The 22,411-nt window shown below is 55.8% G+C and carries 24 protein-coding genes and 2 pseudogenes; 13 read left to right on the forward strand and 13 right to left on the reverse strand.

Annotated features, from left to right (window positions below; all coding sequences use genetic code 11):
* The first annotated feature begins 95 nt into the window (after positions 1-95).
* A complete protein-coding gene (locus HBA26_RS15925) occupies positions 96-1,046 on the forward strand; it encodes a LacI family DNA-binding transcriptional regulator (RefSeq protein ID WP_126345625.1) in 951 nt (316 codons plus the stop codon).
* Between the two features lie 44 nt (positions 1,047-1,090).
* Here the strand turns inward: HBA26_RS15925 and HBA26_RS15930 are convergent, their stop codons facing one another.
* The 5 genes from HBA26_RS15930 to HBA26_RS15950 form a co-directional block, all read right to left on the reverse strand.
* Positions 1,091-1,387 (reverse strand): YicS family protein, encoded by a 297-nt coding sequence (locus tag HBA26_RS15930; RefSeq protein WP_028014983.1) that lies wholly within the window; start codon positions 1,385-1,387, stop codon positions 1,091-1,093.
* Between the two features lie 121 nt (positions 1,388-1,508).
* Entirely contained in the window at positions 1,509-2,873 is a 1,365-nt protein-coding gene (locus HBA26_RS15935) for an efflux transporter outer membrane subunit (RefSeq protein WP_126345624.1), read from the reverse strand.
* Complete coding sequence (locus HBA26_RS15940) at positions 2,873-5,983, reverse strand: efflux RND transporter permease subunit (RefSeq protein ID WP_166720954.1); 3,111 nt, start codon at positions 5,981-5,983, stop codon at positions 2,873-2,875. Before HBA26_RS15940 ends, HBA26_RS15935 begins: the two co-directional genes overlap by 1 nt.
* Positions 5,983-7,104 carry an efflux RND transporter periplasmic adaptor subunit gene (locus HBA26_RS15945; RefSeq protein WP_045260816.1) on the reverse strand — a complete coding sequence of 374 codons (1,122 nt, stop codon included), beginning with the start codon at positions 7,102-7,104 and terminating at the stop codon, positions 5,983-5,985. The genes HBA26_RS15940 and HBA26_RS15945 overlap by 1 nt, the downstream gene beginning before the upstream one ends.
* A 148-nt stretch (positions 7,105-7,252) precedes the next feature.
* On the reverse strand, positions 7,253-7,822 hold the full coding sequence (locus HBA26_RS15950; protein WP_041911692.1) for a helix-turn-helix domain-containing protein: 570 nt from the start codon (positions 7,820-7,822) through the stop codon (positions 7,253-7,255).
* 186 nt (positions 7,823-8,008) lie between these two features.
* Here HBA26_RS15950 and HBA26_RS15955 point away from each other — a divergent pair, with 186 nt between their 5' ends.
* The 6 genes and pseudogenes from HBA26_RS15955 (at position 8,009) to HBA26_RS15980 (ending at position 12,092) form a co-directional block, all read left to right on the forward strand.
* Entirely contained in the window at positions 8,009-8,428 is a 420-nt protein-coding gene (locus HBA26_RS15955) for a GNAT family N-acetyltransferase (RefSeq protein WP_126345623.1), read from the forward strand.
* Between the two features lie 147 nt (positions 8,429-8,575).
* Positions 8,576-9,376, forward strand: coding sequence for a lipoprotein NlpA (nlpA, locus tag HBA26_RS15960; RefSeq protein ID WP_028014989.1), 801 nt, complete (start codon positions 8,576-8,578; stop codon positions 9,374-9,376).
* A gap of 122 nt (positions 9,377-9,498) precedes the next feature.
* Complete coding sequence (locus tag HBA26_RS15965) at positions 9,499-10,278, forward strand: MBL fold metallo-hydrolase (RefSeq protein ID WP_126345622.1); 780 nt, start codon at positions 9,499-9,501, stop codon at positions 10,276-10,278.
* A 26-nt stretch (positions 10,279-10,304) separates the two neighbouring features.
* Positions 10,305-11,003, forward strand: a pseudogene (locus HBA26_RS15970) (AraC family transcriptional regulator); the annotation flags it as partial.
* A gap of 74 nt (positions 11,004-11,077) precedes the next feature.
* Positions 11,078-11,827 (forward strand): VENN motif pre-toxin domain-containing protein, encoded by a 750-nt coding sequence (locus HBA26_RS15975; protein WP_241235452.1) that lies wholly within the window; start codon positions 11,078-11,080, stop codon positions 11,825-11,827.
* The gene (locus HBA26_RS15980) at positions 11,817-12,092 is read left to right on the forward strand and encodes a hypothetical protein (RefSeq protein ID WP_126345620.1); all 276 of its coding nucleotides are present in this window, start codon (positions 11,817-11,819) and stop codon (positions 12,090-12,092) included. Before HBA26_RS15975 ends, HBA26_RS15980 begins: the two co-directional genes overlap by 11 nt.
* 108 nt (positions 12,093-12,200) lie before the next feature.
* Here HBA26_RS15980 and HBA26_RS15985 read toward each other — a convergent pair whose 3' ends face one another.
* Together HBA26_RS15985 and HBA26_RS15990 are read right to left on the reverse strand one after the other, a co-directional pair.
* Positions 12,201-13,289 carry an AAA family ATPase gene (locus tag HBA26_RS15985; RefSeq protein ID WP_100171134.1) on the reverse strand — a complete coding sequence of 363 codons (1,089 nt, stop codon included), beginning with the start codon at positions 13,287-13,289 and terminating at the stop codon, positions 12,201-12,203.
* Positions 13,282-14,178, reverse strand: a complete 897-nt coding sequence (locus HBA26_RS15990) for a LysR substrate-binding domain-containing protein (protein ID WP_044597397.1) — start codon at positions 14,176-14,178, stop codon at positions 13,282-13,284. Before HBA26_RS15990 ends, HBA26_RS15985 begins: the two co-directional genes overlap by 8 nt.
* A gap of 130 nt (positions 14,179-14,308) precedes the next feature.
* On the opposite strand from HBA26_RS15990, the gene HBA26_RS15995 reads away from it, so the two are divergent.
* From HBA26_RS15995 to HBA26_RS16005, 3 genes are read left to right on the forward strand one after another with little or no spacing between them, the layout of a single operon-like run.
* Positions 14,309-15,319, forward strand: coding sequence for an aldo/keto reductase (locus HBA26_RS15995; RefSeq protein ID WP_126345619.1), 1,011 nt, complete (start codon positions 14,309-14,311; stop codon positions 15,317-15,319).
* Positions 15,320-15,364: 45 nt separating this feature from the next.
* Positions 15,365-16,162, forward strand: coding sequence for an SDR family oxidoreductase (locus HBA26_RS16000; protein ID WP_048960252.1), 798 nt, complete (start codon positions 15,365-15,367; stop codon positions 16,160-16,162).
* A 32-nt stretch (positions 16,163-16,194) separates the two neighbouring features.
* Complete coding sequence (locus HBA26_RS16005; protein WP_048960253.1) at positions 16,195-16,611, forward strand: SRPBCC family protein; 417 nt, start codon at positions 16,195-16,197, stop codon at positions 16,609-16,611.
* 142 nt (positions 16,612-16,753) lie between these two features.
* Here the strand turns inward: HBA26_RS16005 and HBA26_RS16010 are convergent, their stop codons facing one another.
* The 3 genes from HBA26_RS16010 to HBA26_RS16020 all read right to left on the reverse strand — a co-directional run bounded on the left by HBA26_RS16010 (position 16,754) and on the right by HBA26_RS16020 (position 19,052).
* A complete protein-coding gene (locus HBA26_RS16010) occupies positions 16,754-17,713 on the reverse strand; it encodes a DUF523 and DUF1722 domain-containing protein (RefSeq protein WP_041911685.1) in 960 nt (319 codons plus the stop codon).
* A gap of 103 nt (positions 17,714-17,816) precedes the next feature.
* Entirely contained in the window at positions 17,817-18,227 is a 411-nt protein-coding gene (gene uraH / locus HBA26_RS16015; RefSeq protein WP_048960254.1) for a hydroxyisourate hydrolase, read from the reverse strand.
* A gap of 99 nt (positions 18,228-18,326) precedes the next feature.
* Positions 18,327-19,052, reverse strand: a complete 726-nt coding sequence (locus HBA26_RS16020) for a MerR family transcriptional regulator (RefSeq protein ID WP_166720955.1) — start codon at positions 19,050-19,052, stop codon at positions 18,327-18,329.
* 117 nt (positions 19,053-19,169) lie between these two features.
* On the opposite strand from HBA26_RS16020, the gene HBA26_RS16025 reads away from it, so the two are divergent.
* The 3 genes and pseudogenes from HBA26_RS16025 (at position 19,170) to HBA26_RS16035 (ending at position 20,396) form a co-directional block, all read left to right on the forward strand.
* Positions 19,170-19,694, forward strand: coding sequence for a lipocalin family protein (locus tag HBA26_RS16025; RefSeq protein WP_119916781.1), 525 nt, complete (start codon positions 19,170-19,172; stop codon positions 19,692-19,694).
* A 113-nt stretch (positions 19,695-19,807) separates the two neighbouring features.
* Positions 19,808-19,921: pseudogene (locus HBA26_RS16030) on the forward strand (class I SAM-dependent methyltransferase); the annotation flags it as partial.
* A 31-nt stretch (positions 19,922-19,952) separates the two neighbouring features.
* Positions 19,953-20,396, forward strand: coding sequence for an acetyltransferase (locus HBA26_RS16035; protein ID WP_126345617.1), 444 nt, complete (start codon positions 19,953-19,955; stop codon positions 20,394-20,396).
* Positions 20,397-20,429: 33 nt separating this feature from the next.
* On the opposite strand, the gene HBA26_RS16040 is transcribed toward HBA26_RS16035, so the two are convergent.
* The 3 genes from HBA26_RS16040 to HBA26_RS16050 all read right to left on the reverse strand — a co-directional run.
* On the reverse strand, positions 20,430-21,014 hold the full coding sequence (locus tag HBA26_RS16040; protein ID WP_241235451.1) for a hypothetical protein: 585 nt from the start codon (positions 21,012-21,014) through the stop codon (positions 20,430-20,432).
* A 10-nt stretch (positions 21,015-21,024) separates the two neighbouring features.
* On the reverse strand, positions 21,025-21,504 hold the full coding sequence (locus HBA26_RS16045) for a type VI secretion system tube protein Hcp (protein ID WP_041911682.1): 480 nt from the start codon (positions 21,502-21,504) through the stop codon (positions 21,025-21,027).
* Between the two features lie 211 nt (positions 21,505-21,715).
* Positions 21,716-22,411 (reverse strand): hypothetical protein (locus HBA26_RS16050; RefSeq protein WP_126345616.1); only part of this gene is annotated, 696 nt, incomplete at its 5' end.

Here is a 22,411-nt window from a genome sequence, read left to right on the forward strand (position 1 = left end):
AAAAACGGAAACGGATATACTCCGTTCTGGCTATAATGTGAGCCGTAGCGGTCATGGAATTTGCAGGCGCGAGGTTAGCCTGCCAGGGGAAAGAGATGTCGACAATCAATGATGTATCACGTCTGGCCGGGGTGTCTAAAGCCACGGTATCGCGAGTGTTGAGTGGGTCACGTGGTGTTAAGGAAGCCAGCCGTCAGGCCGTGCTGAAGGCGGTGGATGAGCTGAACTACCGTCCCAACGTGATTGCCCAGTCGCTGCTGAGCCAGTCGACGGGCTGCATTGGGGTGATTTGCGCGCAGGAAAACATTAACCAGACCACCGGTTATCTTTACGCGCTGGAAAAACAGCTCAGCCAGCATCAAAAACACCTGCTGCTGCGCTTCGCCCATAGCAAAGCGGAAGTGATGAATGCTCTTGAAGAACTCTCCTGCGGCCTGTGTGACGACATTCTGGTGATTGGCGCCCGTTTCCCGCTGGACGTGGATATGGAAAACGTCATCCTGGTGGACTGCATGGAGGCTGATAACGCCAACAGCATTCAGTTCGATCACGCCTTTGCCGCCGAAACCGCCTGTAACTATCTGACCAGCCAGGGGCGTCGCCAGATTGCGCTGATCCACCCGCACGGCAGCGGGTTTGCCGACCAGGTGCTGCTTGGCTATAAGCACGCGCTGGAGAAAAATTTCCTGCCCTTTAATCGCAACCTCGTCTTTATGGACGCGACCTCCTCGTCCGTTGCGCTTCAGGAATTACTCAACAACGCGTCCACGCTGAACTTCAACGCGCTGCTGGTGGCGGACGAGCAGGAAGCCCAGCGGGTGATCCCGCAGCTGCAGGCGTTTAATAAATCCGTACCGGACGACATTATGGTCTTTAGCCTGGCCGGATCGCTGCACCTGCCGGGTGTTCCGGTGATCCCGGCGATTGAATATTCCATGGATGCCATGGCGGCGCGTATCGTAAGCTGGCTGACGGAGAAAACGCAGATGCTCGGGTCCTATGTTCTGCGCGGGGATCTCATCATTCCGGACGTGCGGAAGCGTTAAAACATTTTCCAGGCCGGGTAAGCGCAGCGCCACCCGGCGAGAACTCAATAATCTTCCAGACAATCCACCTGACCAACCGCAGCCCAGTAGGCGTCCAGGTTGTCGCGCTTCACGGCGGTGATGGCGTTTTTGATCAGCAGTTGATTGGCCTCGGACGACAAAATCATCTCCTGCCAGGCCTTATCGCTCTGCTTTTTCTGTGGCGTACAGGTTTTCTTAATATCTTTCAGGACCTGTTGCTTAATCTGCGCCTCTTTCGCCGGATCGTCCTTTTCCTGAGCATGGACAAACGCGGCGAAGAGCAGACAAACCAGCAGGCAGACCAGGTGCGCAGCTTTCATCAACAACCCCCTTTAGACGTCACAGGTTTCCCATGAAATATATCGTTACATTCAGTGTAGCGATTCCAGTCGAAAGTATGATTTTCTCTTTTCTGCGCATGAGAATCGCCCACCGATAAGGTTACTGGATCCCCCCGCCCAGCGACTGCCACAGCGTGATGCGGTTCTCCAGGTCGGTTTGCTGCAGCGCAATCAGCGATTCCTGCGCCGACCACAGCGACCGCTGCGCGGTCAGTACCGTCAGATAATCCCCCGCGCCCGCCTTATAGCTGCGCGTTGCCACATCCAGCGTTTTTTGCTCGGCCGCCATGTATTCTCGCTGGGCATCAAGCTGCTCGCTGAGCGTTTCACGGCGCGCCAGCGCGTCGGCCACGTCTTTAAACGCGCTCTGGATGGCTTTTTCGTAGGTCGCAATTAACCCTTTTTTCTCGGCTTCTGCATAACGCAGCTGCGCCAGATTGTTGCCACCGCTGAACAGCGGCAGGGTGATGGACGGCGCGAATGACCAGACCTTCATCCCGTGGCTGAACATGGAGGAGAGCGAGTCGCTGCCGACGCCCGCGCTGGCGGTCAGTGAAATGGTCGGGAAGAAGTTGGCGCGCGCCGCGCCGATATTGGCGTTGGCGCTCAGCAGGTTATGTTCCGCTTCCTGAATGTCCGGGCGGCGCAGCAGCGCGCTGGAGCTGACGCCCGCCGGGATCAGCGTGATGGCGTTGTTGCTCAGGCTCTCCAGCGTACCGGGCAGCAGGTTCTCCGGCACCGTATCGCCCGCCAGCAGATTGAGGGCATTTTTATCCTGCATCACCAGCGTCCGGTAGCTTGCCACGCTGGCGCGCGCCTGCTGGTAAACCGCCATCGCTTCACTAACGTCCGTAGTCGCCGCGACGCCCACTTCCTGCTGGCGCTTCACAATCTTCAGCGAGTTTGCCGCGCTCTCCATTGTGGATTTCGCCAGCGCCAGGTTGCTGTTATCCGCCGCCAGCGTCACCCAGGCCGTGGTCAGCTCGCTAACCATCGTCAGGCGCGTGTTCTGCGCGGTGAACTCGCTGGCAAGCCAGGTTTCACGCGCGGCGCGGGAGAGGCTCTGGTTGCGACCAAACAGATCCAGCTCGAAGCTGGAGACCGCGCCGTTGGCTTCGTCGCTTGTCGCAAAACCGCTTGCCAGCGTGCGGCTGCGGGTGTGGCTCAGCTCGGCGTCCACCGTCGGAAACAGGGACGAGCGCGTTTCACCGTACTGTGCGCGGGCGGCGTCGATATCCGCGATCGCTTTTTGCACGTCGCGGTTGCTGTTCAGCGCCATCGTCACCACGCTTTTCAGCCTCGCGTCGTTCATCACCTGCTGCCACTGGCTCACCACGGCGGTGGCTTCGCCGTGCGCGCCGGGCAAGGTCGCCGGGACGGGAGCGTCCGGGCGTTGATAGGTAGGGTCTAACGACACACACCCTGCGCTCAGCAGGGCTAACGCTAAAACAGTGACACGAAACATTATGACCTCCGGTTCGCGTGTTTACCGGAGAACAGACGTTTCACCAGTACAAAGAATAAAGGGACGAAGAAGATCGCCAGCAGCGTCGCGGCCAGCGTTCCGCCGATAATGCCGGTACCAATTGCCACGCGGCTGTTGGCACCTGCACCGGTTGCAACGGCCAGCGGCGTCACCCCTGCGATAAACGCCAGCGACGTCATGATGATGGGACGCAGACGCGTCTGGGCGGCACGCAGGGCGGCGCGCGTCAGGGAGTAACCTTCTGCGACTTTGGCTTCGGCAAACTCGACAATCAGGATGGCGTTCTTCGACGACAGGCCGATAGTGGTGAGTAGCGCCACCTGGAAGTAGACGTCACTACTCAGGCCGCGCAGGGAGGCGGCAAGCGCCGCGCCCAGCACCCCAAGCGGGATCACAAGGATGACCGAAATCGGCACCGACCAGCTCTCATACAGCGCCGCCAGGCACAGGAACACCACGAGAATGGAAAGGGCATAGAGGCTCATCGCCTGACCGCTTGCCAGTTTTTCCTGCAAAGACAAACCGCTCCACGCCCAGGTGCTGCCGGACGGCAGGCTGTTTGCCAGCTGCTCCATTTTGCTCATCGCCGTGCCGGAGCTCGCGCCGCTGGCGTTTTCGCCCTGTATCTCATACGCCGCCGAGCCGTTGTAGCGCACCAGGCTTTCCGGGCCATACTCCCAGCGCGTGGTGGCGAAGGCGGAGAACGGGGTCATGGTGCTGTCGCTGCCGCGCACATACCATTTGTTGAGATCGGACGGCACGGCGCGATAGTCGCTGTCGCCCTGGATGTAGACCTTTTTCACGCGGCCGCGATCGATAAAGTCGTTCACGTAGGTCCCGCCCCAGGCGCTGGAGAGGGTGTTGGTGACGTCGCTCAGGGACAGCCCCAGCGACACGGCCTTGTTGTTGTCGATATCCACCTGAAGCTGCGGCATCTGCGGCAGATCGTTGGCGCGCACGGCGTGCAGCGAGCTGTCCTGGTTGGCTTCGCCAATCAGCTGGTTACGCAGTTTCAGCAGCGCATCGCGGTCGGTGCCGCCGCTGGCCATCAGCTCAAAGGTAAAACCGTTGCTCTGGCCCAGGCCGTCCACCGCAGGCGGCGTCATCGCAAAGATGGTCGCATCGCGGATGGTGCTCAGTTCCTGCGTGGCACGCAGGGCGATGGCCTGAGCCGTGTTTGCATCGCCTTTACGCTCTGACCAGTTCTTCAGGGAGACAAACGCCATCCCGGCGTTCTGGCCGCTGCCGCTGAAGCTGAAGCCTTCAATGGTGAAGATCACGTTGGTGTTGGCTTTCTCTTTGGTGAGGAACCACTCGCGCACCTGGCGGCTGACTTCGGCGGTACGTACCGTCGTCGCGCCGGCTGGCAGGGTGTACTGCACCATGATTTCGCCCTGGTCTTCCGTCGGCAGGAAGCTGCCCGGCAGCTTAAGCATGGCGAAGCCCATCGCGCCGCAGAGCAGGGCGTAGATGACCAGCATGCCGCCGGAACGGCGCAGAGCGCGCAGCACCTTGTTCTGATAACCGCGCTCGGTCCTGCTGTAGAAGCGGTTAAACGCGCCGAAGAAGCCCTTTTTGTGCGGCGTCGTGTGGCTCAGAATCGAGCCGCAGAGCGCGGGCGTCAGGGTCAGCGCCACCACCACGGAGAGGAACATCGCCGAAATAATGGTGACCGAGAACTGACGGTAAATCACCCCGGTCGAGCCGCCGAAGAAGGCCATCGGCAGGAATACCGCAGAGAGCACCAGCGCAATGGCGACCAGCGCGCCGGAGATTTCGCCCATCGATTTCTCGGTGGCTTCCCGGGCGGGCAGCCCCTCGTCGCGCATAATACGCTCGACGTTTTCCACCACCACGATGGCGTCATCCACCAAAAGCCCAATCGCCAGCACCATCGCAAACAGCGTCAGGGTATTGATGGAGTAGCCGAACAGCGCCAGCACGCCGAAGGTACCCAGCAGAACGACAGGTACCGCCAACGCGGGGATCAGCGTCGCGCGGATGTTTTGCAGGAACAGGTACATCACCACCACTACGAGGACAATGGCTTCGAACAGGGTCTGAATCACGTCCTCAACGGAGATCTTGATGAACTCGGTGCTGTCCTTCGGGTAGGCCACGTCGTAGCCTTCCGGCATCGACTTTTTGAACTCGGCAATCTTGTCTTTCACCGCCGTCGCAGTGTTGAGCGCGTTCGCACCCGGTGAGAGCATGACTGCCATACCCGCCGCCGGGTGGCCGTTGAGCTTCGCGGTGGCGGTATAATCTTCGCTGCCCATCTCCACGCGGGCGACATCGCTGATGCGCACCACCGCGCCGTTGGACTGGCTCTTCACAATGATGTTTTTAAACTGATCCACCGTCTGCAGGCGCGACTGGGCGCGGACGGTGGCGGTCAGCTGCTGGGCGTTCGACGAGGGTAGCGCGCCGATTTTACCGGCGGAGACCTGCACGTTCTGCGCTTCAATCGCGCTCTGCACGTCGGACGGCATCAGCGAGTAGGACGCCAGCTTCGCCGGATCGAGCCAGATGCGCATCGCGTATTCCGCCCCGAACACCTGCAGGCTCCCGACGCCTTCCACGCGCGCCAGCGGATCCTGCATATTACTCACCAGCCAGTCGGCAATATCCGAGCTGCTGGCGGTGTCGGTTTTATCGTACACGCCCATGATCAGCAGGAAGTTGCTCTGGGATTTTTCGACGGTGATCCCGGACTGCTGCACCTCGGTGGGCAGGCGCGATTCCGCCTGCTGGACTTTGTTCTGCACCTGCACCTGAGCGGTGTCCGGGTCAGTGCCCTGCTCGAAGGTGACGGTAATGCTCACCGATCCGTCCGAGCTGCTGGTGGAGGTGAAGTAGAGCAGGTTATCCAGCCCGGTCAGTTGCTGCTCGATCACCTGCGTCACGCTGTTTTCCAGCGTCTGCGCGGAGGCACCGGTATAGGTGGCGGAGATTTTGATCGACGGCGGCGCAACGTCCGGGTACTGCGCGACCGGCAGCGTGCGGATGGCCAGCATCCCGGCGAGCATGATAAGAATAGCGATAACCCAGGCAAAGACCGGGCGACGCACGAAGAAACGGGAAAACATCAGGCGTTTCCTCCGTTGGCTTTCATCTCTTCGGCCTTCACTTCCTGCCCGGCGGTGACTTTGTCAGTACCTTCCACAATCAGCCTGTCGCCCGCCTTCAGCCCGCTCAGCACCAGCCATTTGTCGCCGTAGGTGTCACCCGTTTCCAGCTGACGCTGCTCGACCTTGTTGCTGGCATTGACCACCAGAGCGGTGGCGGTGCCTTTGGCGTCACGGGTGATGCCCTGCTGCGGCGCGAGGATCGCGTCGCTCATGACGCCTTCATCCACCCTGGCGCGTACAAACATGCCCGGCAGGAGCTGATGCTGCGGGTTCGGGAAGACGGCGCGCAGCGTGACCGAGCCGGTTGATTCATCCACCGCCACTTCGGTTAACGCCAGGCGGCCTTTCTCGCTGTAGGTGCTGCCGTCTTCGAGGATTAACGACACGCTTAGCGTATCGCTATTGGTGGCAAGGGTTTGCTTGCGTAAACGCAGCAGATCGGCGCTGGAACGAGTTAAGTCGACGTACATGCTGTCCAGCCCGCGAATGGTGGCGAGCGCGGTATCCTGCTGGGCGGTGACCAGCGCGCCGGGGGTGACGGAGGAGATGCCGATGCGTCCGGCAATCGGCGCGGTGACGGTGGTCCAGTTGAGGTTAATGCGCGCGCTCTCCTGCGCGGCCTTCTTTGATTCAACGCTGGCCTTGTCCTGCGCGCAGGTGGACTTCGCGTCTTCTGCGTCCTGACGCGACACGCCGTCGTCTTTCACCAGTTGCGCATAGCGCTGGGCTTTCTGGCAGTCGGCCTGCACCAGCGCCTGGGCCTGTTTCAGCGCCGCGGCGGCTTCATCAAACGCCGCGCGGTAGCTGGAAGGGTCAATTTGATACAGCGCCTGTCCGGCCTTCACGGTATCGCCTTCGGTGAACAACCTCTTCTGAATAATGCCGCCCACCTGCGGGCGCACTTCGGCGCTCATGGCGGCGGTGGTGCGGCCCGTGAGTTCGCTGACGACGGAGACCGGCTGGCTCATGAGGGTGACAATCCCCACATCCGGAAGAGGATGCTGGGGAGCAGATGTTTGCGCATTATCGCACCCGGTCAGGAGGAGTAATGCCGCGATGGAGGTTGTTATGGTTTTCATAATCTTTTTCCAGGGTGAACGATGCCTGCCCTGTTAAAGGATCAACAGGGAGGGGGGCTATTTAAAGGCACAGCGATACCGCATCTCCGGCATGGCCGGAAATGTTAAGTTGGGAAATTACTTATTCCCGTTAATTATTCACATGCGATTACTTCGCAGAGAAAAGCATATTTAAAATATTCTGATAGATAGGCTCTAATTGTTCTGACGGTACTTTTAAAGGCGCGAGTCGACGGTAAATCGTGCCTTCGATCATCACCGCGGTAATTTCCACGCAGCAGCGAATATGTTCATCGCTCAGATGGGGAAATTGTTTTTTCAGGTGCGCACAGGCGTTGGTAAACATCCGGGCATCGGCTGCGATCATCATGGCCGCCACCTGCGGGTTACGGGTCGCCTCGGCAGACATTTCGAGCATCAACGCATCGTCGTCTTCGTTGAGCGTCTGACGCCAGGCGAGCGCCTGCGGCATCCCTTCCACCACCGTTTTGTCCTGCATCCCTTCGATGCGTGAGTCGATAATGCGGCGGATCATCTCTTCAATAATCGCATCTTTGTTACTGAAATAACGGTAAATTTGCCCGACACTAAGCTTCGCCTCACTGGCAATTTGCGACATGCTGGCGGCGTGAAATCCGCTGGCGCGAAAGCAGCGACGCGCGGCGGTGATGATTTCGTCCTGACGTTGTTTTTGTCGTTCTTCCAGCTTTGTGCTCATCGTCGTCTACCGTGTAAAAGTGAGAATGATCGTTCTCAGTATACGTTTTGGGTGCGTATTGGAAAGGCTTTTTTTATTTAGTTATTGAGTGAATGTTTCTGTATTAAAAAAATGGAGGAAATTAGGAGTTTTTATGAAGGTTAAGCTGTGAGATATTCAAATTGCGCGGAAAATAAGGAGAGAAATATGCACCTGAGCATTACTTATAATGTAACACTCGCAGAAAAAGAAGAGCTATTTGTGGGGTTAAGAGCCTATAACGGACAGTTTATCGATCTGACAAACTTTAGCGGCGACATTGGCGTTTATGTACGAGACGATAAAGGCGTCATGCTCGGCGGGCTCATTGGAGTGCGTAAAGGCGACTGGCTGAATATCGACTTTCTCTGGGTCAGCGACACCGTGCGGGGTACGGGCGTGGGCAGCCAGCTTATCAAAACGGCGGAAGAGGAAGCCAGACGCAAAGGCTGCAAGCATGCGCTGGTGGATACCGTCAGCTTCCAGGCGCGCCCGTTCTATGAAAAACAGGGGTACCAGCTGCAGATGTCTTTGCAGGATTATCCGTACCCGGGCATGCAGCGACATTACCTGGCGAAAGCCCTTTAAGCTCTGAATCCGTAGGCCGGGTAAGCGCAGCGTCACCCGGCCATACCCGCATATAACTTATCCTTCTTATTGATTCTTTTTCGTTTTTTATTTCACCGCCTCGTTGTCGATATAGTCACTACAACATTCAGCAAAAGGAACTTTCTCGTGAAACGTCGATTGGGTGCTCTGGTTCTCGCTGGCCTGCTGCTGGCAGGGTGCGATCAAAGTGGCAGCGATGCCAAACACATAAAAGTGGGCGTCATCAACGGCGCTGAACAGGACGTGGCGGAAGTCGCCAAAAAGGTGGCAAAAGAAAAATATGGCCTGGACGTGGAGCTGGTCGGATTCAGCGGCTCGCTATTGCCCAACGATGCCACCAACCAGGGAGAGCTGGATGCCAACGTCTTCCAGCATCGCCCGTTCCTTGCAGAAGATAACAAGGCGCATGGCTACAAGCTGGTCGCCGTGGCCAATACTTTTGTTTTCCCGATGGCCGGCTATTCCCGCAAAATCAAATCCGTCTCTGACCTGAAGGACGGGGCGACTATCGCCATTCCAAACGATCCGACCAACCTTGGCCGCGCGCTGCTGCTGCTGCAAAAAGAGAAGCTCATCACCCTGAAGCCGGACACCGGGCTGCTGCCGACGGCGCTGGATATTACCGCCAACCCTAAGCAGCTGAAAATCATGGAACTGGAAGGGGCACAGCTGCCGCGCGTGCTGGACGACCCGAAAGTGGATGTCGCCATCATCAGCACTACCTATATTCAGCAAACCGGGCTATCGCCGGTGCATGACAGCGTCTTTATTGAAGATAAAAACTCGCCGTACGTGAACATCGTGGTGACGCGCGAAGACAACAAAGACGCGGAGAACGTGAAGGCGTTTATCCAGTCGTATCAGTCACCGGAAGTGGCGAAAGCGGCAGAGACGATCTTCAACGGCGGGGCGGTGCCGGGCTGGTAAAGGTGCCGGCAGAAAACGCGGTGATGAAAATGGCCCGATACCATCGGTAATCGCCCTTTAGCCCACAGCACCAATTGTGACGGCTGGCTATCCTCCTTATCACACCAACCGGAGGATAGCCCATGAACATTACCCAAATTCGCAATGCCACCCTGCTGATTACCTACGCCGGAAAACGCCTTTTAATCGACCCGATGCTGGCCCCGAAAGGCGCTTATCCGGGCTTTCCCGGTACGGCGCATGCCGAACGCCGTAACCCGACGGTCGAACTTCCCGTCGACGTCAATACGCTGCTGGACGCTGACGCGGTGATCGTCACCCATACCCATGACGATCACTGGGATCGCACCGCGGCAGAGCTGATCGCCAAAGACAAACCGATCTACGTGCAAAACGATCGTGACGCCGCGCTGCTGCGCAGCCAGGGATTTACCAACCTGACGATCATGACCGACGAGACCACCTTCGGGGAGGTTCGGATTGCGAAAACGTACGGCGGCCAGCACGGGACCGACCGCGCTTACGCCGTGCCAGAACTGGCGGAGCGGTTGGGCGAGGCCTGTGGCGTGGTGCTGCGTCATCCTGATGAGAAGACGCTCTATCTTGCCGGGGATACCATCTGGCGCGAAGAGGTGGCAGCCGATCTGCAAAAACACCAGCCGGATGTGGTGGTACTGAACGCCGGTTATGCCCACGCCATCGGCTTTGGGCCCATTATTATGGGACAGGAAGATGTGCTTAACGTCCATTTCCTGCTGCCGCAGGCTAAAATCGTCGCGAGCCACATGGAGGCGATTAACCACTGCTTGTTGACCCGCAGCGCGCTGCGTGAGTACGTCGAAGCCAACCAGGTGAGCGATGTGGTGAGCATTCCCCAGGATGGCGAAACCGTTATATTCTGAGTGCGTTAACGGGAAAGGAGAGACAGATGTCGCTAATCAACGTCGCGATTGTCGCGGTAGACGGGTTCAGCCCGTTCCACTACTCCGTTCCCTGCATTCTGTTTGGTGATTCGGTCTCCGGCGAAAAGCGCTTTAACGTGACGATCTGCGCCGAAACGCCGGGGTTTCTTACCTCGAAAGACGGGTTTGCCCTCAACGCCACGCAGGATTACACCGCCATCGGGCAGGCCGACATTGTTGTCGTTCCCTACTGGCAGCACGTCCTTGAACGGCCGCCTCAGGCGCTGCTCGACAGCCTGGTGTTGGCGAGAGACAACGGCGCGGAAATTGTCGGCCTGTGTCTGGGATCGTTTGTGCTGGCCTGGGCGGGGATCCTCGACGGTAAACGGGCCGCCACCCACTGGGAGTTTGAACATCATTTCCAGTCGCTCTTTCCGAACGTCCAGCTGGATATCAATGCCCTCTACGTGGATGACGGCAATATCATCACCTCTGCCGGTACCGCGGCTGCGCTGGACTGCTGCCTGTACATCATTCGCCAGCGTTTTGGCAGCGTCGTCGCCAACCAGATTGCCCGTCGAATGATTGTCCCGCCCCACCGCGAGGGCGGGCAGGCGCAGTTCATCGCCCAGCCGGTTCCGAAAGATACCCGTGACGCACGTATTAACTGCCTGATCGACTACCTGCAGCAGCACATCACCGAACCGCATAGTCTGGACTCGCTGGTGCAGCGGGAGTTGCGGGGGCCGCGTCAGGGGAGCTGGCTGCGCATGCGATAGCCAGCCTGCTCTATCCGGATGTGAAAGACCTGTCGAAACTGAGTGAAGATCAAAAGCAGACGATCGTTACGCTGGCTTCCGTATCGGCGGGGATGGCGGGTGGATTGGCGGGAGGGAGTACGGCTTCGGCAGCTGCTGGGGCGCAAGGGGGAAAGAACGCGGCTGAGAATAATGCAACCTCCATTCCGCTCCCCTCCGGCCTTGATAATTACATGAACGCCGTGGGGTCATGGAATCAATATGCTGAAAGCCAGGGCTTATCTGTAGAAGAAAAACAGACCGGTCTGGATAAACTGGCGAAAGGCGACTTACCTGAGGGCGCTAATATCACAAAAGTGATTGTCGAAGGTTACCAGGATGGGGTAATGATCGGAGCTGCCTGGTATTTAGGACCTGCGGCGTCCGTGGGTAAAGTTGTTGGCGGGGGAGTGATTGCGGAAATCGCCAACGGAGGGTACCAGTGGTTTAGTCTGAGTCAGCCTGGCAATGAAAATAAATCATGGGATTATAAAAGCAGCATTAGTGCTGGCGTAGGAGGAATGCTTGCTCCGGGCAGGAATACCTGGCAAAACGTCGGCATAGCTATGGGAGGGGCATTCTTTACTGATGGCCCAGATACGGGATCGCTTATTGGTTCAGCATTAGGTTCATGGGCTGGCGGTAAATTCGGTGAGCTGGCACCTTTCCCTGGGGAAGTTAATGACCTGATTGGTGGTTTGGGAGGGGAGTTAATCGGCGATAAAGTTAAGGATAAAGTTAATGGCAAATAAAAAGACGTTTCATCGGGCTACGTTTTTGGTTTTTCTGCTTAGTACCCTTTATTACGGCGTATGTTTTTTTGCATTTATTTTTATTGTAAACAATGTGCTGATCGAGTTTATAAGCTCTGGAAAGATTGATTTTTCATCAAAATCATTAAGTTATTTGTCTGTGGTGAGCGCTATTGTTGGCGTCGCCGCAGGTGCCAGAGTATGGCTCTTTGCAAAGATAGATGAACGCAAAGCGAGAAGATCATCCTCAATAGATCGCCACTAATTGACAGGCCCATCCGGGTTGTATGGACATTTGATATGCCTGGGAAATATTCTTTCCAGGCATAACTTCGCTACAAACGAGACCTTCCTGACGATTTTTTCTTACAGGCTACCCCAGCCTCTCCACCCTCGTCTCCCCCTCCGCCATCGACAGCTGATACAGCGAAAACGATCTGTGCTTCTCAATCAGCTTCGCCAGCTCCGGCGAGTGGCTGGTGAGCCAGATCTGCGAGTAGCGGCTGGCCTCGGCGATTAAGCTCGCCAGGGCGGGCAGCATCTGTGGGTGCAGGCTGTTTTCCGGTTCGTTTAACGCGATAAACGCCGGCGGGCGCGGACTTAACAGCGCCACCGCCAGGCACAGAAAGCGCAGGGTGCCGTCGGAGAACTCCGCCGGTTCCAGCGGCCTGCTCAGCCCCTCGCGCTGCATCATCATGCGAAAACGTCCACCGCTGTTGTCGCTGTAAAACACGCAGCCGGGGAAGGCCTGGTCGAGGATGCGCATCAGCAGCAGCTCGTCGCCAATCTCCACGATGGTCTGAAACGCCGCAGCCAGGTTGGCGCCGTCGCTGGCCAGCACCGGGGAGCGGAAACCGACCTGCGGGGCGCGCATCGCCGAGCCGATTGATACAGAAAACTCATGATAAAAGCGCCAGTTACGCAGGGACTCGCGCATCTGCGACACTTCCGGGTAAAGATGCGGCTCCCCGAGCTGCCCGAATACCGATTCGTTCTCGTACAGCGTGCCGCTGTGGGTCACTTTCTCGTGATGCACGTTGTTCAGAAATACGGCCTGATTCCTGCGCTTCATCAGCTGTGACGACGGTCGACGGTGCTGGCCGCTCAGCCAGATGGACTCCTCTTTGATCACCGGGTCGAGCTGAAACTGTGAGGGATACGGCAGCTTCTCCACAAACCCGACCTGCAGCTCGTATTCGTAGGTCTCAGTTTCTACCGCCAGATTCATCCGCCGCAGCTGGTCGCTGCGGGTTTTGCCTGCCCAGAACACCTTCAGAATGCCGCCCTCGTTCGCCAGCGCCTGGGAAAACTGCCCTTGAGCGGCGCTGTGCATCAGGTGTATCGCCTTGTAAATATTGGATTTTCCTGTGCCGTTCGGCCCGAAGACGATGTTTAGCTGCTCCAGCTCCAGCGACATCTCGCGGATGGAGCGGTAGTTTTGTATGTGCAGGGTGTTAATCATTTTTGTTCCCACGCAAAATTTCCCTGAAATGCGTGACCAGTGGACGCTGGTTGGCCTTATGCCACGCCGCCCACAGTTGAGTTGAGTAAGGCATCCACGTTAGTTCGCGCAGTATCACCCCTTCCGGTGCGTTATGACGCAGGCTGTGCTGGATGAGCGCCAGTCCAAGCCCGGCGGCCACAAGCCCCAGTGCCGTTAGCGGTTCACCCGCCTCCAGACGAATGGTCGGGTTAAATCCAGCCTTCACGCAGGCGGCAACAAACTCGTCGCGGGAGTGAGCATCATCGTTGTGAATGACGGCAATCCACTCCTGATCCGCCAGTTGCGCGGGCAAAAGGACTTCTTCCTGAGCCAGAGGGTGATGTTGCGGCAATGCCAGCAGCATTTTGTCATCCAGCACCTGAATATATTCCAGGTCTTGCTCGCTTTCCGCAGGTGGCGTGTCGACCAGTGAAAAGTCGAGGCTGCGCTGACGCAACCCTTCGATCTGCGTGGCGGGTGGTTGGCTGTAAAGGGCTATATGAACGTCCGGGCGGGACTGGCGCAGTGTGCGTAAGGCGGTAGAGAGCACACCGGAGTGCATCGCGTTTTCAATATAGCCGATACACAACCCCCCATCCTCACCGCGGCCTAAGCGCTTTCCGAGGGACTCCAGACGGTTCGCGTGGGTCAGCAGGGAGCGGGTCTCAGCGAGGAAAGTTTGCCCGTCGGCGGTTAAACGTATGCGCTGCTGGTTGCGTTCAAAAAGCATCAAACCGAGGCGTTCTTCAAGCTGGGCAATCTGGCGGCTCAGCGGAGACTGAGAGATATGCAAACGCTCGGCGGCACGGCCAACGTGCTCCTCTTCTGCCACCACCACGAAATATTTCAGCTGTCGTAAATCAATCATGTCAGACCTCAAAGGACTCAAGTTAGACGAATTATGTCCTATCAAGTCATAACCTCGCAAGGTATTGTGATCAGCGTCACAGGGCGACAGCGAAATCGCCCGACCTGAACCCAAAAACTGAGGACATCTTATGAGTATCAAAAATCTGTTACCTGCAAACATCGGCCTGGGCGGCGCACCGCTGGGCAACATGTTCCGCAACATTCCTGAGGATGAAGCATTGGCCACCGTACACGACGCCTGGAAACTGGGCGTGCGTTACTTCGACACCGCACCGCTTTATGGCTCTGGCCTTTCCGAACTGCGCATGGGTGAAGCGCTGTCTCAGTATCCTCGCGACGAGTATGTGCTGAGCACCAAAGTAGGCCGCATCATGCTCGACGAGATGGAAGATCCCGCGACCCGTGATTTTGGTGAGAAAGGCGGTCTGTTTGAACACGGTCTGAAAAACAAAATTCTCAATGATTACTCCGCTGATGCCACGCTGCGCTCTATTGAGGATAGCCTGAAACGACTGAAAACTGACCGTCTGGATATCGTCTGGATCCACGATCCAGCGCAGGATTTCTACGGTGACAGCTGGCTGGAACAGTTTAATGTGGCGCGTACCGGTGCGTTCCGTGCCCTGACTCGCCTGCGAGAAGAGGGCGTCATTAAAGCATGGGGTCTGGGCGTAAACCGCGTCGAGCCGTGCGAGCTGACGCTGGCGCTGGATGAGCCTAAGCCCGATGCCTTCCTTCTGGCGGGCCGTTACTCTCTGCTCGACCATAAACGCGCCTTACAGCGTCTGATGCCAGAGGCGCTGGAGCACAATGTCGATATCGTGATCGGCGGTCCCTACAGCTCAGGCGTGCTGGCCGGAGGGGAGCACTTCGAATATCAAAAAGCCTCTCCGGCTATTCATGAGCAGGTGGCACGTATTCAGGCTGTTGCCGCGCAGTTCAACGTGGATGTAAAAGCTGCGGCACTGCAGTTTGCGCTGGCGAATCCGGCCGTCGCCGCCGTGATCCCTGGCTCCAGCCGCCCTGGCCGTATGGCTGAGGATTTGGCTGCGCTAAAAGCCACCATTCCAGCGGCATTCTGGGAAGAGATGCGCCGTCAGGGTCTGGTTGCTGAGAATGCACCGCTGCCCGTTCGTTAATCACCGCGGGGTCGTCAGGCCCCCAATACTTACATGAGAAATATGATGAAACTGGATCTTACCGACAAAATTGCGGTGGTGAGCGGCTCTACGTCCGGCATCGGGCTCGGCATTGCCGACGGGCTGGCACAAGCGGGAGCCACCGTCGTGGTGGTTGGCCGTCAGGAAACCAGCGTGGCCACAGCGATTGCCAGCATTAAAGCAAAAAATCCAGCCGCGCTGCTGCGTGGTGTGGTGGCTGACCTTAGCACCGAACAGGGTGTTGCCGCACTGATCGCCGCCGTGCCTGTCGCCGATGTGCTGGTAAATAACCTTGGCATATTTAACGACAAAGACTTCTTCACCGTGCCGGACGACGAGTGGATGCATTTCTACAACGTCAACGTTCTGTCCGGCGTCCGCCTGGCGCGACACTATGCGACAGCCATGGCAGAGCAGGGATGGGGACGCATTATTTTCGTGTCGTCCGAATCTGGCGTGGCCATTCCCGGTGACATGATCAACTACGGCGTCACCAAAGCCGCTAACCTGGCGGTTTCGCATGGACTGGCAAAACGGCTGGCGGGCACAGGCGTCACCGTGAATGCGATTCTGCCCGGTCCGACATTTACTGATGGCCTGAAAACGATGCTGGCCGAGGCTGCCGAAAAATCAGGCCGTAACGCACGTGAACAGGCCGATGAGTTTGTCCGCAGCGCGCGCCCCAGCTCGATTATTCAGCGCGCCGCGGATGTGGAAGAGGTGGCAAACCTCGCCGTTTATCTGGCATCACCGCTCTCTTCCGCGACCACGGGTGCTGCCCTGCGTGTGGATGGCGGTGTTGTCGACACCCTCGCAATGTAATCCTACATTACTGATATTAAGAGAGAATAATCATGGCTAATACAACAGTATCTATTGAAATTCCGGCATCTGCCGAAACGGTGTGGCAACTGATGGGGGGCTTTGATGCCCTGCCAGACTGGCTACCGTTCATTCCAGAAAGCGTCTCCTCTGAAGGCGGGCGCGTACGTTCGCTGACCACGGCTGATGGTGGCACCGTGATTGAACGTCTGGAAGCGTTTGATAACCGCCAGCGCAGCTACAGCTACTCGATTATGAAAGCGCCCTTCCCGGTGGTGGATTATCTTTCCACCATTACGGTACATGAAACGGCCGACAGCAACGTCTCACGCGTAGAGTGGTACGGTGAATTCACGCCGGTAAATGTTTCTGACGCAGAGGCCCAGGCCCTGTTCAGCGGGATTTACCAGGATGGGCTGGAAGCGTTGAAAAAGAATTTTGTCGCATAATCCTCAGAGCGCCGTTTTACGGCGCTTTTTTTTTGCCGATCGTATGGGTTAAGCGCAAAAAAGAGACGACAGTGAGGATGTCGTCTAAACGGGGTACTGCTTTGGGCCTCTATGGGTCAATGGGGCCTTCGCATTTTTTTCATCACTTGACTGCCAGACGCAGACCCAAATCATCAGGATAGGGATCAAAGTAGTTTTGCGTCATCAGATACCGGTCGGGGTATTCGGCCAGGTAGTGCTTCAGCAGCGTGATCGGCGCGAGGATAGGCAACTGTCCGTTGCGATAATGCAGGATCACATCGCGCAGCTCGCCGCGCTGGCGGGTGTTGAGCTGGTTACGAAAATAGCCCTGAATATGCATCAGCACGTTGGTGTGATTCTTCCGTGAAGCAGGTTTTTTCAGGATGGTCATCAGCTTTTCCCGGTACGCCACGAAGAAGGCGTCCAGGTCTTCCCACTCGTGCAGCGAGGCAACGAACGGGCCGATTTCGCGGTAACCCGCCTGATGGTGCGCCAGCAGCTGAAGCTTGTAGCGGCTGTGGAAGTCCAGCAGCGCGCGGCGCGTCAGGCCATTTTTACGCAGCGTGTTAAGTTCGTGCAGCGCAAACACACGCTCGACAAAGTTTTCCCGCAGCACCGGGTCGTGCAGGCGTCCATCCTCTTCAACGGGCAGCCACGGCAAGGTTTCAAGGAGGGCGGCGGTGAACAGCCCGACCCCCTCCTTGCGGCCCCGGTTGCCGTTTTCATCATACAGCCGCACGCGTTCCATGCCGCAGCTTGGGGATTTTGCACAGACAACAAAGCCAGCGAGATCGCCGATTTTCGGCAAATAATCTGCCGCAAAGTCGGCCATTTTCTGCGTAACGTCTTCGTGAGGCGCGTGGCTGAAGCGCATCTGCGTTTCTCCGTCTGTCGTGACGATCAGACGCAGCGCCGGGCGAGGCGTCGGCAGGCCGATGGCCATCTCCGGGCAGACGGGCCTGAAATTCACCCACTGGGCCAGCTCATCCATGATGAAGCCCATGCGCTTATGTCCGCCGTCAAAGCGAACGGCGGATCCGGTCAAACATCCGCTAATACCGAGCACAGGTTTCGTTGTCATGGTGTTGTCCTCCCGTTCATATAACTAAAAACTTACACAACATGACTAATTTGTCCAAGTATTCGCGGAACTATTTTTTATAATCCTTTAAAATCAATGCCTCTTAACTGCCCTTGTATGTCGAGTAGCCGTACTGGCTAAGCAGAAGCGGGATGTGCAGCTTCTCGTTGGTGCTGGTCACGGTAAACAGCACCGGGATCTCCGGGAAGAAGGTATCCAGCTTTTTGCCGTGGAAATACTCTGCGGTTTTAAAGGTTACTTTGTACACGCCAGGCTGCATGTCCTGATCCTGCGGATAGAGCGATTTGATACGGCCATCGTGGTCGGTTTTGCCGCTGGCAATCGGGGTCCATTTGTCCTGCTGCTGCTTCTCCAGCGTAACGGTAACGTCTGATGGCGGCATTCCGGTTTGCTGGTCAAGAATGTGGACGCTTAGCGTGCCGGCAGGGGCGCTAAAGGCGGCAGGGGCAAAGGCCATCGAGGCCAGGATCAGCAGAGGGGCAGTTTTTTTCATGGTGTTTTCCTGTTGAGTTATTCGTCACAGGAAAACGTTAGCATCTGCGGCGCGGGAAAATATTCAACTTTTCGTGAAGATTCCCGCAGGAGAAAATTATCAGAGGATAATCACTTCAAGCGATACCTGCTGCTGCCACTGCTCCACCTGCTTTTTCCGCCCGGCGGTGAGCTTGCCGCTGGTGACCAGCAGCCATTTCCGCTCCGGGAAAATCTCCGGCGCCAGCGCGTCTGGCGGAACTGGCAGAATGTCGATGCGGTGGCCCTGCCCGGTGTGCGTTAGGGCTTCGAGCCAGATCTCGCACGGGTCGTTCAGGTGCCAGCCGCTGAGCAGAATATTGTCGCCCGGCGCTTTTTTATCGCCTTCGAGGCAAAACGAGGTGTAGGCGATGATGATGCCGTCGAGGATCGCGCGCAGGGTCATGGCGGCGGCGACGTTAGCCGAGACCTGGCTGCGCAGCGGACGCAGTACGTCCGCGACCAGTTCCGGCCTTGGGTACTCGCGCCCGGCATCGTAAATCATCTGGCGCAGGGACTCGACTTTGCCGTCCTGCAGGCGTTGCAGCATGCTCTGCTGCAGCGTTTGCCAGTTGTTGGTCCGCCCTGGCGTCGGGCGTTCCAGTAGCGGTTTGACCTGGCCGATCGGGACGCCTTTTTTTACCCAGTCGAGGATTTTGAGCGCCTGCTGGACGTCCTCATCACTGTACTGGCGGTGGCCGCCTTCCGTGCGCTGTGGCTTGAGTAAACCGTAGCGACGCTGCCACGCCCGCAGGGTGGTGGCGGTGATGCCGCTGAGTCTGGCGAATTCGCCGATGGAGTAAGCCATGTCCGTGTCCAGGGTGGAGGAATACTCTCAATATACTACGAATTTTCCCGAACGGGATGAAGCGCCGAAACGGTGCACTACACTTAACTTCCAACCGTGCAAATGAAAGGAATTCTCATGAAGCTATGGCCTGTTGTGACCGGTGTTGCGATTGCCCTGACGCTGGTCGCCTGTAAATCCCCCACGCCGCCGAAAGGTGTGCAGCCTATTACCAATTTTGAAGCCAGCCGTTATCTCGGCAAATGGTACGAAGTCGCCCGTCTGGAAAACCGCTTTGAACGCGGTCTGGAACAGGTGACGGCGACCTACGGCGAGCGCAGCGACGGCGGCATCAGCGTGCTTAACCGGGGTTTTGATCCGGTGAAGAACAAGTGGAGCGAGAGCGAGGGCAAAGCCTACTTTACCGGCGAGCCGACCACCGCCGCGCTGAAGGTATCGTTCTTCGGCCCGTTCTACGGCGGGTATAACGTGATCAGGCTGGACGATAAGTACCAGTACGCGCTGGTGAGCGGCCCGAACCGCGACTATCTGTGGATCCTGTCACGCACGCCGACCATCCCGGATGCGGTAAAGCAGGATTACCTGAACACCGCGCGCAGTCTGGGCTTCCGGGTTGATCAGCTGGTATGGGTGAAGCAGTAAAAATCGTGCTTTCTTCCAGGGGCATTACTGGCTCGCCTGGATAGACTTCCGTTAAAAGCCTAACGGAGAAAGACGACATGAACGGGCGAGCGGAGCTGCCATCCCGGTGGGGAGCGTTACAGCAGCTACAGGATATTCACCTTGCGGCAGGCGTGCCGATGGAAAACGTCACCGTGGTGGTACCGAGGGATGGGGTGATGGTGAAAAGATCGCAAAGAGTGGATTGAAATAGTTCGGTTTTCTAATCATGATCCCCCTATGAAAATAGAAACCGCACTCCCCATACACTTTGAACGTCTGGTCGCGATCTGGGAATCTTCCGTTCGCGGCACCCATCACTTTTTACAGGAAAGCGATATTGCGGCGCTGCGCCCGTTATTGCTTAACGCCTATCTGCCTAACCTCAAGGTCGTGATAGCTCGCGATGACGCAGGCGTTATTCACGGCTTTTTGGGCGTGGATGAAAACCGCATTGAAATGCTTTTTGTGGATGACGCGAGCCGAGGGAAGGGTGTCGGAAAATTGTTGCTAAAACACGCCATCGCCGAGTTTGGCGTAAACGAAGTGGACGTGAATGAGCAGAACCCGCAGGGCGTCGCATTTTATCGACATATGGGGTTTGAGCAGGTCGGACGCTCGGAACTGGACGGGCAGGGGAATCCGTTTCCGTTGTTGCATATGCGGTTGAGTGGACAGGCTTAACTCCCCGTTCCTGTGGAAGAGGGAGTCTGCGAACTAGTTGCTGGTAATTTGCCCGATGATTACACCACGCACTTTTTCGTCATCGAAGGAATAAGAGACGGTATTACTCTGGATGAATCCATCCTGCACTGGCGTCTCATGATAAAAAAGCATCGCTTTCTTTGTGGCGATCTCCTTATGACCGAACAGTTTAACTAAATTCCCGTGAGTAGCATTCAACAACGGAACATTAGCGACTGAGACTCTGACTGGTTCCGTTGTTTTTGCACACTCTTTATGAATCCCATCCCTGGCTATGGCTAGTGCCGTTAACAATCCTGCCCCCATTCCGTTATCCGAGATGAACCAGTAATTCGTGCCATCGTCGTCATGAAGGCAGATCCAGCGCGCGGAACGGTCTTTCTCAACGGGTGAACCGGTGATGTCTGACAGGTGAGTAACCTCCATTTGTACGGTTTTCTTACCGATGGTAATAGTGGGATAGAGGGGCACTTCTGTGGGTTCTTCTGGTGTTGTTACATCATCCTGATAATACCTGGCTGCGAAGCCGGACATTTGGGCTGATGCTGCATTTTGAACAAGGAAAAGGAGTGCAGCCAAAATTAGCAGTACTTTCATTTTAGATACCCTAATACGTAGCACGGTTATTCCATTCGTCAGTGTAGAGAACGTTCCCGTCGCAATGCTTCCATGTAATCTTCTCGTACCTGAGTTGAATCTCTTCTAGATGCGTGCTCGTCAAGCCGGTGGGATGCAGCAGGGGTGATATTGAGGTGATCTTTACGTTCTCCATTATCATATTGAAATACTCACTCTCAATACCATGGTCAAGAATTCGATACATTTTCAAAACTGCTTTTTGGAATGTTCTTCCTTCACACATAGCACGGTACAAAACAGGCGTTGCAGCATCAAATTCCTTATGCAAGGTTAAGGGGGAATGAACTCTCGTGCCTGTCAAGCGACCAGTATTCGCGCTCTCAGGGATCCATACCTGATGGTTAACTGAACGGATTTCAAACGATCCTAATCTCGCTGGCAGTAATGATGGACCAACGATGGGCGAACCATTTTCATCAAACAACCACAGATGTGCGGGAATTGACATAATTTACTCCTGTTAAATAGTAATTATCTCTTTTTACGTAAAAGGATATAGAGGCCTACAATAACTACAATTGACCATATTGCATTCATTGCGATTTTTTCCGGTAACCAGGTTACGGCAAATAATGCAAATATTATGACGAATAGAAGTGGTATTGCGCCTCTCAGGAAGAATATGAATTGGCCTTTTAACCAGTCTTTAATAGCTTTAATCATCCCTTTATCATCCTTGAAATCGCATATGCAATGTCGCTGTCTGAAGCATAAACTTGGTTAAGCATGGGGGATCTCGTTATTATGGGCTCAATCAAGAAAAACATCATTTCAAGTTCTTCCTGATAAAGTAGATTATAATAATAAGCATTATAGCTTTTTAGATGGTTTGCGCTTCTGGATGCCTGCTCAACGATGCCATAAACTTTTAAACCAAGAACAGCATAAGTAGAAAACGATGTAATCTTTTCTTTCATCCAAATGTTAGTATGAACACTACTACAGATTGCAATAGTTGCTGAATATATAAAAGCCTGGCTGGAGAGCATCGATGATGAAATTGATACACCTAAACGCATAAGATTTATTTGTATGTTATGTATTCTTTTTTCACTCTTGTTAATTAATAGGCTTTTAATATAAATATAAAGCATCTTATAGATAATGTCTCTGTGTTTTATTAACTGGACGATACCTGTCAAAAATCTTGAGTCTTCTTTGCGTAATCGTAAACATACATCCTGATAGTTTTCAGTAAAGCACGATAGCTGATAGCTTAATCGCGTTGCCCCATCATCTAACAGTTGCGCTTGCTTTAATACTTCATCTTTTACGCCTGTTAAGGCGTGATCTAACTTTAGTGCCAATACTTTATTCGCATCCATTGATGTTATTAATGAGTCGCTATAATACAT

The organism is Enterobacter sp. 725m/11 (genome assembly GCF_011683705.1).
Classification (GTDB): Bacteria; Pseudomonadota; Gammaproteobacteria; order Enterobacterales; family Enterobacteriaceae; genus Enterobacter; species Enterobacter bugandensis.